The sequence below is a fragment of the Streptomyces africanus genome (assembly GCF_030816955.1).
Classification (GTDB): domain Bacteria; phylum Actinomycetota; class Actinomycetes; order Streptomycetales; family Streptomycetaceae; genus Streptomyces; species Streptomyces africanus.
The window spans coordinates 7804057-7816979 of sequence record NZ_JAUSYP010000001.1 but is presented as its reverse complement, the minus strand read 5'-3'; the positions used below and the strand labels follow the sequence as shown (position 1 = coordinate 7816979).

Below are 12923 nucleotides of genomic sequence, written 5' to 3'. Positions count from 1 at the left end.
ATGTTCGAAGAGGCCGGGCTTTCGAGCGAAGCCCCTCGACCACGTCCCCGTGGAGCCGCCGCGTGACCGACGACCCCCCGTCCTTCGACATCCTGCCCGGCGCCGGGCACTCCCCCGTGATCCTGCATGTCCCGCACTCGGCGCGGGAGATACCGCCGTCCGTCCGGGCGGACATCGTGCTGGGCGACGACGAGCTCGCGCGGGAACTGGACCACATCACCGACGCGCACACGGCTCAGATCGCCGAGGCGGCGGCCCGGGCGGCCGGTGTCGTCCCCTGGCGGTTCGTCAACCGGCTGTCGCGACTGGTCGTCGACCCCGAGCGCTTCCCCGACGAACGGGAGGAGATGCGGGCCGTCGGCATGGGGGCGGTCTACACCCGGACCACGCACGGCGCCGTGCTGCGGTCCGGGCACGTCGAGGCCGGGCCGCTCGTCGCGCGGTACTTCCTGCCGTACGCGCGGGCGATGACCCAGGCGGTGGCGGACCGGCTGGCGGCCACCGGGCGGGCTCTGATCATCGACGTGCACTCCTACCCCCGGACCCGGCTGCCGTACGAGCTGCACGGCGAGGGGCCCCGGCCGCCGGTGTGTCTCGGCACCGACTCCTTCCACACCTCTCCCGGGCTGCTGGACGCCGCGCGGCAGGCCTTCGGGGACATCGGGGAGACGGAACTCGACAGCCCCTTCAGGGGGGCCTACGTGCCGCTGCAGTTCTACGGGACCGACCCGCGGGTCGAGGCGCTCATGGTGGAGATCCGCCGGGACACGTACATGACCGAGCCGGGCGGTCCCGCTGGCCCCGGTCTGGAGCGGCTCGCCGCCGCGCTGGCCCGCCTGGTCGACGCCGTGTCCGGCTGACCGGCACCGGCTGGAGCACCCCTACGCCCGCAGCCACTCCGTCACCACCACATCCCCGCCGGTCCGCAGCCGCAGGGCGAACGGGCCCGACGGCGGTGTGTCGGCGGTGAAGCGGCCCAGGTCGTCGGCCGTGAGCGGGGAGCCGGGGCGTGGTCCGCCCAGGACCTCGATCCTGGCCGGCTGCGGCGGCAGCACCTGGCCCATCAGGCCGTGCGGGGTGACCTCGACGTCGACGGTGACCTCGCCCGCCTGGAAGGTCAGCATCCGGGGCGCGCCGCCGGCTCCCCTGACCGGGAGGGCGTCGACCAGCGAGTCGAAGGTGAGTTCCGCGACGCGGGCGTCCAGGTCGTGCAGCGCGTAGGCGTCGAAGGCGATCTGCTGGAGCTCCGCCGGCACGGGGTCCAGGACGGCGGCGGCCCGCCGGAGCTCCTCCTCCAGCAGCCCCGCGTCCAACTCCTCGTGCCCCCAGTCCTCTTCGCCGAACAGCTCGTCGTCGTTCATGTCGCTCACATCGCCCCCCGCGCTTCGAGCCGGGCCCGCAGGCGCCGCAGACAGCGCTGGCGCAGCGGCCCGATGCTGCCCACCGCGATCCCGAGCGCGGCGGACACGTCCTGGTAGCTGGGCGGCGGCGTGGCCATCAGCACCCGCAGCAACTGCCGGCACCGCTCGCCCAGTTCCTCGAACTCCTGCCACAACCGCCGTACGCGTTCGCTCTGGGCGGCCGCCTCCTCGGAGTCGAGCAGCGACTGTTCCGGCGTGCCGTCCTCGCTGACCCGGTCCAGGAGCTGCGGATCGTCCGTCAGGGTCAGCCGCTGCGAGCTCCGGATGACCTTCAGGCACTCGTGGCGCGCGGTGCTCGCCAGCCAGGCGCCCGCCTTGCCGGGTTCCCGGATCCGGCCGAGGTGCTGGGCGAAGCGGAACCAGGCGGTCTGGTAGACCTCGTGGGCGTCCGCGTCGGACAGCCGGTGGGCCCGCACCACGGACCACACCAGGGGGCTCAGCCCTTCCACGAGCGCTTTCCAGGCCGCCGCGTCGCCGTCGGCGGCGGCCTGGACGAGCGCGCCGGCATCAGTACGGTCCACGGCAGCCCCACCCCTCGAGTACGGCACGTCATCGTACGCCGCGGAGGGGGCGGTTTTGGCCTTCACGGCCCGGGGGTGGGGCGCACGACCGGGACGGGGCGCCAGGTGGGAGGGCGCAGCGCGGGCACCTGCGCCCCGCGCACGTCCGCGACCCCGGCGCCGCCGTCGAGCAGTTGCCGCCGGGCCGCGCGCGGGTCGGTCTCCTTGTGCGCCGTCATGTGGGCGGCGACCAGGCCGGCGGTCACCGGGGTGGCGAAGGAGGTGCCGCTCCACTGCGCGTACCCCTCGAACATCACCTGGTCGGGCTTGGCGGCGGCGTTCTCGTCGCTGAGCACGCCGGTGTGGCGGGGGTGCCGGCAGGTACAGCCGTAGGTGAAGCCGTAGCGGCAGGCGTCGTACGTGGAGTGCTGGTAGACGTACGGAACGGGCGTCTCGAAGCCGGTGAGGGCGCTGGTGAGGCGCTCGCCGGGGGCGTAGACCTTCACCCAGGGGCCGTGGTTGGTGAAGCAGGCGGCGGACTCGCCGTCGCTGCGCAGCGCGCCGACCGACAGCACGGAGTCCTCCCAGCCGGGCAGGTCGGCGTAGGCGGCGGGCCAGAAGGGGGTGGCGCTGCCGTTGTTCCCGGCGGCGGCGACCAGCAGGGTCCGCTGCTCGCGCAGTTCCCGCATGAAGTTCTCCACGCCGAGCAGGCCGTCGGTGCGGCCGTTGGCGGTGCCGGCGGAGAGGCTGAGGACGTCGGGCCAGCCGCCGGCGTCGACGGCCTCGAAGAGCTTCTCGCCGAACTCCGACTCCAGGATCGCGCCTGCGTCGTTGAGGCTGCCGCGCACGGCGATGTCGGTGTTGGGCGCGACGGCGGCGACGAGCCCGGCGATGAACGTGCCGTGCCCGACGTACTGCCGGAGGATCCCCTGCTCGTCGCACTCCTGGACCTGCGCGTCGCCGTCGGTGTGGGCGAGGAGCGCGCAGGAGCGGTAGTCGTGCGTGAGGCCGGTGTCGACGACGAGGACGCCGACGGCGCTGTCCGGGTCGTACGCCGTGTCCGCGGCGGCCGGGTTGGGCGGCTCGGTCACCGGGACGGGGACGGGTTCGTCGCCGGGGCAGGCGTTGACCGCGATGTGCACCACGTGGTTGCGGGCGACCATCCGGTGCCCGGCGCGGGCCTCGCGCTCGTGTACGGCCCGCAGCGCCTGTGCGACGGCCCGGTCCGCTCCCCGGCCGCCCTCGCCGGGGTCGCCGACCCGGATCCGGGTGACGCCGCTGCGGTTGCGCTGCGGGCCGGCCCGGCGGACCTGGTCCTGGTCGAGGTCGGGTGCCGCCGTGAAGTGCGCCCGTACGGTGTCCTCGACGACCTGGGCCTCCTCCCCGTCGCGGACGAGGACGACGCCCTTCTCGTACATGAACTCGGCCGAGTCGTCCGGTCCCATCGCCAGGGGGACGTCGGGCATCGAGCCCTGGATCTGGTCGAACTGCTCGTGGAATCGCTGAGGTGCCATGCGGGTCCTCCCACTGGGCGACGGCGTCGGTCGGTGCGGCGAACGGTCGTCGGTTCTCCTCGACAAGAGCCGCCGGGCCGTCTTTTGATACAGCGCCACCCCTGTGGCGTGGTTCCGGGGCCACTACCATCCGAGGAGTGACAGCGGGAAGCGACGCGGTGCAGGAACTGCTGCCGATGGTGTTCGCCGACCCGGGCGAGGCTCTCGCGAGGGCCCGGGCGCTGCTCGGCGCCGATCCCTCCCCGCTGCACGCGTCCGTCGCCCACCAGGTGATCGGCATCTGGCAGCGGGACTTCGGTGATCTGCGGCTCGCGCTGAACCATCTGCGGCGGGCCCGGGCGTTCGCGGCGCGGGCGGACTCGGCCGACCGGGAGGCGGACGTGCTGGCCACCCTGGGGGTGGCGCTGGTGCACGCGGGCCGTACCCGGGAGGGCCTGGCGGCGTTCGAGCGGGGCGTCGCGCGGGGCGGCGGGCACACGCGGGCGCGGGTGCTGTACCGGCGGGCGTACGTGTGGTGGGTGCTCGGTCACCATCGCGAGGCGCTGGAGGACGTACGCCGGGCGATACCGGTGCTGCGGCAGGCGGAGGACGTGATCTGGACGGCGCGGGCGCTGACCCTGCGGGCGACCGTGCATCTGGCGCTGGGGGCGGTGGAGCGGGCCGAGGCGGACTTCACCGCGGCCGAGGCGCTGTGGGACACCACGGGCCAGGAGCACGACAAGGCCGACGCGGTGGAGAGCCGGGGGCTCGCCGCGTTCCGGTCCGGTGACGTGCCGGCGGCCCTGCGGCTGCTCGATGAGGCGGAGGAGCGGTACGCCCGGCTGGGCACGCCGACGTTCATGCTGAACATCCGGCGCTGCGAGGTGCTGATGGCGGCCGGGCTGGCGCCCGAGGCACTGGCCGAGGCGGACGCGGCGATCGGGAAACTGGACGGGATCGGCGGGCAGTCCACCCGCAAGGCCGAGCTGCTGCTGGCCGCCGCGCGGGCCGCACGGCTGGCCGGTGACCCGCACACCGCGATCGCCCGTGCCGCCCTGGCCGTACGGCTGTTCGCCGGGCAGCGGCGCACCTGGTGGGAGACGCACGCCCGGCTGGTGCTGATCGAGGCGCGGCACGCGGCCGGGCGCGGCTCGGGGCGGCTGGTCGCCGACGCGGCCGCGGTGGCCGAGAAGCTGGCCGCCTTCGGTGCGCCGGCCGCGCCGGAGGCGTCGCTGCTGGCGGGCCGGATCGCGCTGGGTCTTGGCTGGACGGCGGACGCGGAGCGGCATCTGGCCGTCGCCGCCCGCAGCCGGCGGGGCGGCCCGCCGCTGGCGCGGATGACGGGCTGGGCGGCGCAGGCGCTGCGGGCCCGGGCCGCCGGATCGCCCCGGGGCGTGCTGGAGGCGTGCCGGCGCGGTTTGGACGTGCTCGACGACCACCGGATGACGCTGGGCGCCTCGGAACTGCGGGCCCATGCCACCGAACAGGGGGCGGAACTGGCCGCGTTGGCCGGGCGGGCCAGTCTGGTCTCCGGCGGGCCGCGGCGGCTGCTGGTGTGGAGCGAGCGCTGGCGGGCGACCGTGCTGTCGACCCCGCCGACCCGGCCGCCCGCCGACCGGGAGCTGCTCAGCGGCATGACCGCCTTCCGGGAGATCGCCTCCCGCGCGGAGGCCGCCCGGATGGAGGGCCGGCCGGTTTTGGCACTGGAGCGTGAACAGCGGCGCCTGGAGCGGCAGATCCGGTCCCGGACGCTGCACATGCGCGGTGAGGCGCCCGGTGGCGGCGACCGTTTCGACGTCGGCCGGCTGCTGGAGCGGCTGGGCGACGAGGTACGGCTCGTGGAACTCGCCGTGCTGGACGGGCGGGTGCAGGTGCTGCTGTGCGGGCAGGGGCGGGTGCGCAGGTTCGAGGCCGGGCTGCTGGCCGACGCGGAGACCGAGGCCGAGCACGTGCAGGCGGGACTCCGGCGGCTGGCGCACCCCGGGGCCGAGGCGCGGCTTCCGGTGGTGGAGGCCGCGGGGCGGCGGCTGGAGGAGCTGCTGCTCGGGCCGGCCGCGGCGCATCTGGGCGGCGGCCCGGTGGTGATCGTGCCGCCGGGGCGGCTGCACCGGGTGCCGTGGGCGCTGCTGCCGTCGCTGCGGGAACGGGTGCTCAGCGTGTCGCCCTCGGCGGGCAGTTGGCTGCGGGCGCGGGAGACGACACCGCCGCCGGACGGCCGCCATGTGCTGGTACGCGGCCCGGGCCTGGCCACGGGCGGCGCCGAGGTGCCCGAACTGGCCGGCCGGTACGCCTGCGCGACGGTCCTGGAGGACGACGAGGCGCGGGTGCCGCGAGTGCTGGAGGAGCTGGACGGGGCCGCGCTGGCGCACATCGCCGCGCACGGCACGTTCCGCGCGGACAGCCCGCTGTTCTCCTCGCTGCGGATGGCCGACGGCCCGATCGTCGTACACGACTTCGAGCGTCTGGACCGCAGCCCCTACCGGATCATCCTGTCCTGCTGCGACACCGCGCTCCTCGCCTCCGTCGGCGCCGACGAGCTGCTCGGCCTGGTCACCGCGCTGCTGCCGCTGGGCACGGCCGGGGTGGTGGCGTGCAGCGCGCCCGTCAACGACGCCGCGGTGGTGCCGCTGATGCTCGCGCTGCACAAGGGTCTCGGGGCCGGGCTGTCCCTGGCGGAGGCGCTGCGCGACGCCCGGGCCGCCCTGCCGGGCGACGCGCTGCACCAGGCCACGGGCTGGGCGTTCTCGGCGTTCGGGGCGGCCTGACCCGTCCCCTGTTCGGGTCAGGCCGCCGGTCTTGGGAGCAGGGCCTAGGCCGGCTGGGCTTCCGGGACTTCCGTCAGCCAGGGCAGGGCGCCGCGGTCGTTCGCGCCGAGCCGGGCGTAGGCGCTGTACAGGTGGTTGCCGACGGTCCGGATGGACAGGGTGAGGCGTTCGGCGATCTGCCGGTTGCTCAGGCCCGCCGCCGCGAGTGTGACGATCTGCCGTTGTCTGGCGGTGAGTTCGCCGAGAACCAGCCCTGACAGGGCGGGTGTGCGGGCGCCCTGGCAGCGCCGGGCCAGGGCGACGGCCCGGGTGCGGGAGTGCCGGGCGGCGCTCGGAGCGCGGTGGGCGCGCACGGCCTGGGCGTACGCCTCTGCCGCGAACAGCGTGAAACCGCGCCGCTCCAGCTCTTCGGCCACCTCGTCCAGGGCCGGTCCGTCGGCCCGGGTGAGCGCGTCGGCGTGCCGGGCGAACACGCCGGTCAGCCGGTCGATGACCTTCTCGGGGCAGCCGAGGCGTACGGCGTCGTAAGGCTCGGCGAGGGTGTCCGGGTCCAGGTCCCGGCCGCTGTCCACCGGTGCGCAGGCGCGGGCGAGTTCCGCCCGGCACGCCACGTCCTCGGGGTCGCCCCGCAGGCCCTCCCTCGCCCAGGCCGCCGCCTCCCTCAGTTCCCCCCGCAGCCGCGCGAACCGGGCGCGTACTGCGGCGTACCGGCCGGGCAGCGGGCCGCCCTCGGCGACCAGCCACTCCCCCACCGGCGTGGGCATCGCCCGTACGTCGTCCTGGTCGATCCGGTGGGCCAGTGCGGCCGACTCGGCGTCGAGGGCGGCGGCGTACGCGTCCGGTGTCCGGGCCAGCCGGCGTGCCCGCAGCCGGCCCGCCGCGGCTCTGAGCACCGGGCCGTGGAGGGGGTGGGCCAGACGGACACGACCCAGGTCGTCGACCTCGACCAGGCCGTCGGACTCCAGGACTTCCAGGGCCCCGAGGTCCAGATCGTCGAGCGTCGGCGACAGCGGTTCGGCGAAGGCGAGGCGGTCGAGGGTCTCCCGTTCGAGCGGGCAGGCGCGGCCCAGGACGGGGACGGTGCACTCACGGACGGCCATGGTAACCGGCACGGGGCCCCGCCACGCCCGTTCGCCGGTGTCCGGGACGAGGGTGAGCCGCCCCCGCACCGCCCCGAGCAGGTCGCGCAGCAGCCGCAGGTCGCCCCGGCTCAGGCGCCGCAGCCGGTTGACGGTGAGCGGTTCGAGAGGGCCGGCGCCGGCGGTGAGCAGCTGCGCGGTCTCCTCCTCGGGCAGCGGCTCCAGAGTGAGCCGCGGCAGGAGTTCCCCCGTCCACAGCCGGGAGATCGCGCCCGGCACGGCCGTGCCGTCCGTGGCGACGACCAGCAGACGGGTGCGGCCGTGCACGGCGAGCTGGTGGACCAGGGCGGCGGAGGCGTCGTCGAGGAAGTGGGCGTCGTCCACGAGCAGCGTGCGCAGACCGGACAGGAGCTGGACGGCGCGGTGCAGGGTGACCGACTCGGGCAGCAGGTGGGCGAACGCGGCGAAGGGGATGGTTCGGCTCTCGGGCGTGCCCGCCGCCCGGGCGCAGTCGGTGCCGCGGATCGCCTCGGTGACGAGTCGGGTCTTGCCGCAGCCCGCCGGGCCCGTCACCACGATGCCGCGGCGTGCGCCGGCCAGGGACCGGCGGACCAGCTCCAGTTCGTCCTCCCGCCCGGCGAACGGCCAGGGCAGCTCCAGCGTCGTCGCGTCCCTCTCGTAAGTCGTCACACAGACATGAGCGCGGCTACTCACTTCTGATACAGGGCGACTTGAGTAGCCCCCGACTCAGGCGCCCGGGACCGGCGGCGGGGCAGGCTGTGGCCATGACCGCACGCTACTGCTCGCTGGCACAGGCGCCGGCGCCCGCCTTCGCACCGGGGCTGGCGACCGAGCGGCTGAGCGCGCTCGCGAGCGGGCGCCGGATGTGGGTCAACGGCACGGTTCTGCACTACTGCTTCTTCGACCGTGACACCGACGCGTCCGTCATCCCCGTGCCGGGGACGGGGATGACGCGACGCGTGCCGTGGGCCGGTGGCGAGGAGCAGCGGGACGTGGTGCGCGGGTGCTTCACGGAGTGGCAGGACCTCGGCATCGGGATCGTCTTCGCCGAGGTCGACGACCGCTCGGAGGCAGAACTGCGCATCGGGTTCCAGTTCGGCGCCGGCTCCTGGTCGGCGGTGGGGCGGGACGCGCTGCTGGCCGGCCGGCACGAGCGCACCATGAACTTCGGCTGGGACCTGACCGTGCCCGGGGAGCGCGGGACGGCCCTGCACGAGATCGGGCACGCGCTCGGCATGCTGCACGAGCACCAGAGCCCGTTCGCCGGCATCCACTGGGACGACGAGGCCGTGTACGCCGAGCTGGCGGGCCCGCCCAACCACTGGAGCCGGGAGCGGACGCACCACAACATCCTGCGCAAGCTCGACCCGGACGAAGTCAACGGCTCCGTCTGGGACCCGCAGTCGATCATGGAGTTTCCGTTCTCGTCGGGGCTGGTGCTGGAGCCGGAGCAGTACCGGGCGGGTCTCCACCCGCCGGGCACCCTGTCCGCCGCCGACAAGGAGTTCGTGCTCCGCTGGTATCCGGCGGCGGATCAGCCGCGTCCGCCCGCGCTGGTGCCGTTCCGTTCGGCACCGCTCGGTCTCGGGCCGGGTGAGCAGGCCGACTTCGTCGTCGACCCGCCACAGACCCGCACGTACACGCTGGGCACCTTCGGCGACGGCGACGCCGTCGTCGTGGTCTTCGAGGTGCGGGACGGGGAACCCCGCTACCTCGCCGGGCAGGACGACGGGGGAACTCCGCACAACGCCGCGATCAGTGCGCGGCTCGTCAAGGGCCGCCGCTACCTCGTCCGCGTACGCCTGTACTCCGCCTGGGGTTCCGGCGAGACGGCGGTGATGTGCTGGTGACGGCACGGATCCGCCGCGTGGACACCTGAGCCACAGTCCGGCGCCGGGGGAGCGGTCGAGGACGTCACCTCATCGGGGGGTGGGTGACGTCCTCGACCACGCCATGCGTGCAGAACCGTCGCGGTCCGAACCTTCGTGTTCCGCCCGCCGGCGCGTGCGCCGCCGTCCGCTCGTTCACGCCGAGGTCCGGCCGGGGCGGGGGGGCGCACGGCCGTCGGACGTGACGCGGTCGAGGGCCTCGCCGAGGGCGGCGGGGGCGGACGCGGGGCGCACCGGCCGTGTGCCGTGGATCCACCCCAGGGGTGAAGGGCGTTCAACGGCCGCCGAGGCCGGGCATCGTGCAAGGGAACGGCCGGCAATGGCGTTACGCCGTCCGGATGATGATGCCTACGCTTGATTGCTCTCGCGGTTGCACGTCCGTACCAGAAAGCGCACGAGGTGCCGGCGGCCCGACTACGCTCGCGGCGTAACACCGGGGGATGGGGGGAGCCAGTGGAGACGTCCCGACGCAACCGTGCCCGGCGGCCGAGACTGCCGGAGGCGGTTCCGGCCGTTCTGCTCGGCGCGCTCGGCGCTCTGGTCCTCGGGACGGTGATCGGCCTGGCGACGGATCCGTCGCGCATGGTCGGCACCACCGGATACGTCTTCGCCACCGGGCTGCTGCTGGCCGTCGGCCTGTACGGCAGCACGTACGGCATCGACCTCGCCGACCTGCGCCGTGATCTGCGCGGTGTGGTGGCGGCCGTGACCCTGGGGGTCGTCCTCAAGGCGGGGCTCATCTCGGGTGTCATGGTCCTGGCCTTCGACCGCCCGGAGTACCTGATCCTCGGCATCGTCGTCGCGCAGATCGACCCGCTGTCGGTGGCCGCCCTCAGCAGGGACGGGCACATGTCGCGGCGCGCCCGGTCCCTGCTCACCGCGTGGGCCTCCTTCGACGACCCGATGACGGTCCTGCTGACGCTGTACGTCGCCGGATACGCGTACACGGCCGCGGGGCACACGGGCACGCCCTCGATGGTGGGCGGCGGCACCCGCGGCTACGCCCTCGGACTCGCGCTCAACGCGCTGCTGCTGGCCGGTGCCCTGCTGTTGTGGTGGGCGGGCGGCAGGCTGTGGCCCGCCCGGCAGGAGCTCGACGCCGACGGGACCCGGCGGCCCGCGACGCCGCTCGCCGCCCTGCTGGTCGTGGCCATGCTCGTGCTCGCCGCCGCGAACATGCTGATGCTCGCCGTGGCCGTCGCCGGGCTGTTCCTGCGCGCGAAGGCGTTCACCCGGCCGCTCGCGCGGGCGGTCTCCAGTGCCTTCCTGCTCGCCACCGCACTGCTGGGGCTGTTCGTCGCCCAGGGGGTGTCGCCGGTCCCGGGTGTGCTGCTCGGTGCCACGGCGTTCGTGGCGCAGGCGGTGGTGGCCGCGCTGCTGATGCCCCTCTTCGTCCGCGGTCTGTCGGGAAGGGACCGGTTCCTGCTGGGGATCGGCCAGCAGAACGGCCTCACGGCCGTGCTGCTCGCCCTCACCCTCGAACGCGACTTCCCGAAGACGGTCGGCATCGTCGCCCCCGCCGTGGTGACGGTCAACCTCCTGCACTACGGGGCACAGATCGGGTTCGGCTGCTGGTCGCGGCACCGGTCCCGGAGGAACCGGCAACCCGGGGGCGGCCTGCGGCGTCTCCCCGGGCGTCCGGCGGGCGAGGGCGGCGGGCCGCCGGCCCCTCCGGCCACGGCCGACGGACTGCGGTCCTCCGCATAACCGGATGGTGTGCGGCGGCCGGGCGCGGCCGCGGCCAGGGGCACGGGGGAGGTCGGATGGGCGAACGGAGAGGGAGCGGGGGCGGTGGGCGGGCTGTGCTCGGCGTCCCGCTCCTCGGCCTGTTACTGCTGTCGGCGACCGCCGGGCCGGCCGTCGCGGACACCGGCAGGAGTGATGTCCGGCTGGTGTACTGCCTGGCCGACGAGCACCGGGGCGAACTCCGGGACGCGGCGCTGCGGCTCGGTGTGGTGCGACGGCCCACGGGGACGGGCGGCGGGGTGGAGGCCGTCGAGGTTCCCGGGCGCGAGGGCGGTGTGCTGTCGCTGGACGAGTGGGCGAAGCGGCACCGGGGCGACTTCGAGCGGGTGTGCGACGCGCTGCTGGCCGCCGCGGGCGACCCGCCGGGGGCGTCGGCGGACCAGGGTGGTTCGGGGCAGGGCGGGTTCCTCGACGCGGTGTACCTGCTCGCGGCGGGAGCCGCGCTCACCCTCGTCGGGCAGATGACGGAACGGATCTCGGCGGAGCGGCGCACGCGCAGCCGGCAACTGGCGGCGGCGGTACGGGAATTCCGGAGGATCGCATGGCTGTATCTCGCGGCGTACGAGCAGGATCCCGATGCGGACCACGCGGAGGCGCTACGGGCCAGGGAGGCGCTCTCCGGCCTGCTGGCCCAGGTGCCCGGCCCGGCTCCGCGCGGCGAGGCGGCCCGCCGGCTGGCCGACTCCCTGCCCCTGGCGGAGGCACTGCCACCCAGCCGGGACGGGCAACTCCTGGGACCGCACGAGAGAAAGAGCGAGGCGAGCGCCGTGCGCACCACCTTGGACCGGCAGGCACGGGAGGTGGGGGAACTGCTGCGCCCCGCGCCCCTGTGGTGGCTGCGGAGATCACGCGGCAACGGCCGTCCCACAAGCTCCGGAGGACCCCACGCATGACCAGCTCCGACTGGGCGAACCCCTACGGAGTGCGCAAACCGTACGGACCGAACGGCATGAGCAGCGGTCACGTCGGTCAGAACGGCGCCTCCACGCTCAGCGCCGACCACCCCCTGGTGCCGTGGAAAGAGCCGGACCACGTGCACCAGTGGGTGGACGTCGACCACTCGCAGGAGGCACTGGACCACTTCAGCGGGAGCTTGTCCGAGCTGGGCGAAGTCCTCGACTCGAACAAGGGGTACGGCCGTGTCGTGATCGTCAGCGGCCCGGCCGGCATGGGGAAGACGACGCTCATCCACCGGTGCCTGTACGAGGTGAAGCGGCGTCTGGCGGTGGACGGGGCCGCGGTGGGGAACCCGCTCCCGGTGTTCGTGCCGACGGCGGGGCTGGAGAACGACGGCCACCGGATCAGTGTCGATCCGGACGGCGAGTCGTTCGCGCCGACCAGGCTGATCAACGACCGCATACGCCGCGAGCTCGCGAAGCGGCTCCGGACCCACGACTTCCCCGAGTCCCGCGTCAAGGCGATCATCGACGAAAAGGATCCCTTCCAGGCCTACGGCGAGATGAGCGATCTGCTGGTCCATCGCAACGCGCTGCTCTTCGCCGTGATCCCGCACATACGGTGGAACGACGCACACCTCAGGGCGGCGTTTCTGCGCACCTGTCTGAGCCATGCGCACCCGAGGATCGTACTGTTCGTCGAAGTGAGCCAGGGCGCTGCGGAGACGGCGAAGGAAGTGGCCGACGCCCTCAGCGGATCGACGGCGGTCACCCATCTCGCGCTGAGCGAGCTGAACAGCGAGGACATCTGGCGGTTCAGCCACAGCGCCCGGCCGGGCCACGGCGGACCGCACGTCCTGGTCAAGCCGGACAGGAGCTCTCTGATGGCAGCACACGACGAGTGGAAGCCCCGCGACGTACGCGAACTGCGGAAGGTCTTCCACTCGGCGGCGGACGCGCTCCGCAGCGCGCCGCACCCCTGGCCGATCGACGCCGACGCGCTCAGACCCCACTGGGAGCCGCGGCGGACGGGCCGCGACGCCCTGCTCCGTGATCCGATCCGGCCCCGCCCCGGCGGCTGACGCCCGCCACGCCACCCCGACCGCGCCTGAC

General features: G+C 74.4%; 10 protein-coding genes. 6 read left to right on the top strand and 4 right to left on the bottom strand.

The window, feature by feature from the left end; genetic code table 11:
- The first annotated feature begins 62 nt into the window (after nt 1-62).
- Nucleotides 63-860 carry an N-formylglutamate amidohydrolase gene (locus tag QF034_RS35865; protein ID WP_307178825.1) on the top strand — a complete coding sequence of 266 codons (798 nt, stop codon included), beginning with the start codon at nt 63-65 and terminating at the stop codon, nt 858-860.
- 21 nt (nt 861-881) lie between these two features.
- Here the strand turns inward: QF034_RS35865 and QF034_RS35860 are convergent, their stop codons facing one another.
- From QF034_RS35860 to QF034_RS35850, 3 genes are all read right to left on the bottom strand, one after another.
- Nucleotides 882-1361 (bottom strand): hypothetical protein, encoded by a 480-nt coding sequence (locus QF034_RS35860; protein WP_307178824.1) that lies wholly within the window; start codon nt 1359-1361, stop codon nt 882-884.
- Nucleotides 1362-1366: 5 nt separating this feature from the next.
- Nucleotides 1367-1942, bottom strand: a complete 576-nt coding sequence (locus tag QF034_RS35855) for an RNA polymerase sigma factor (protein ID WP_010044855.1) — start codon at nt 1940-1942, stop codon at nt 1367-1369.
- Between the two features lie 62 nt (nt 1943-2004).
- The gene (locus tag QF034_RS35850) at nt 2005-3435 is read right to left on the bottom strand and encodes a S8/S53 family peptidase (protein ID WP_307178823.1); all 1431 of its coding nucleotides are present in this window, start codon (nt 3433-3435) and stop codon (nt 2005-2007) included.
- Between the two features lie 176 nt (nt 3436-3611).
- Between QF034_RS35850 and QF034_RS35845 the strand changes: the two genes are divergently transcribed.
- The gene (locus tag QF034_RS35845; RefSeq protein ID WP_307180061.1) at nt 3612-6179 is read left to right on the top strand and encodes a CHAT domain-containing protein; all 2568 of its coding nucleotides are present in this window, start codon (nt 3612-3614) and stop codon (nt 6177-6179) included.
- 44 nt (nt 6180-6223) lie between these two features.
- Here the strand turns inward: QF034_RS35845 and QF034_RS35840 are convergent, their stop codons facing one another.
- Nucleotides 6224-7948: a LuxR family transcriptional regulator AbsR2 gene (locus QF034_RS35840; RefSeq protein ID WP_307178822.1), complete on the bottom strand. Its 1725-nt coding sequence runs from the start codon at nt 7946-7948 to the stop codon at nt 6224-6226.
- 95 nt (nt 7949-8043) lie between these two features.
- On the opposite strand from QF034_RS35840, the gene absR1 reads away from it, so the two are divergent.
- From absR1 to QF034_RS35820, 4 genes are all read left to right on the top strand, one after another.
- Nucleotides 8044-9129 (top strand): beta-glucuronidase AbsR1, encoded by a 1086-nt coding sequence (gene absR1, locus QF034_RS35835; protein WP_307178821.1) that lies wholly within the window; start codon nt 8044-8046, stop codon nt 9127-9129.
- Between the two features lie 492 nt (nt 9130-9621).
- The gene (locus QF034_RS35830) at nt 9622-10875 is read left to right on the top strand and encodes a cation:proton antiporter (RefSeq protein ID WP_307178820.1); all 1254 of its coding nucleotides are present in this window, start codon (nt 9622-9624) and stop codon (nt 10873-10875) included.
- A 56-nt stretch (nt 10876-10931) separates the two neighbouring features.
- Entirely contained in the window at nt 10932-11807 is an 876-nt protein-coding gene (locus tag QF034_RS35825) for a hypothetical protein (RefSeq protein WP_307178819.1), read from the top strand.
- Nucleotides 11804-12892 (top strand): ATP-binding protein, encoded by a 1089-nt coding sequence (locus tag QF034_RS35820; protein WP_307178818.1) that lies wholly within the window; start codon nt 11804-11806, stop codon nt 12890-12892. Before QF034_RS35825 ends, QF034_RS35820 begins: the two co-directional genes overlap by 4 nt.
- Nucleotides 12893-12923: the final 31 nt, after the last annotated feature.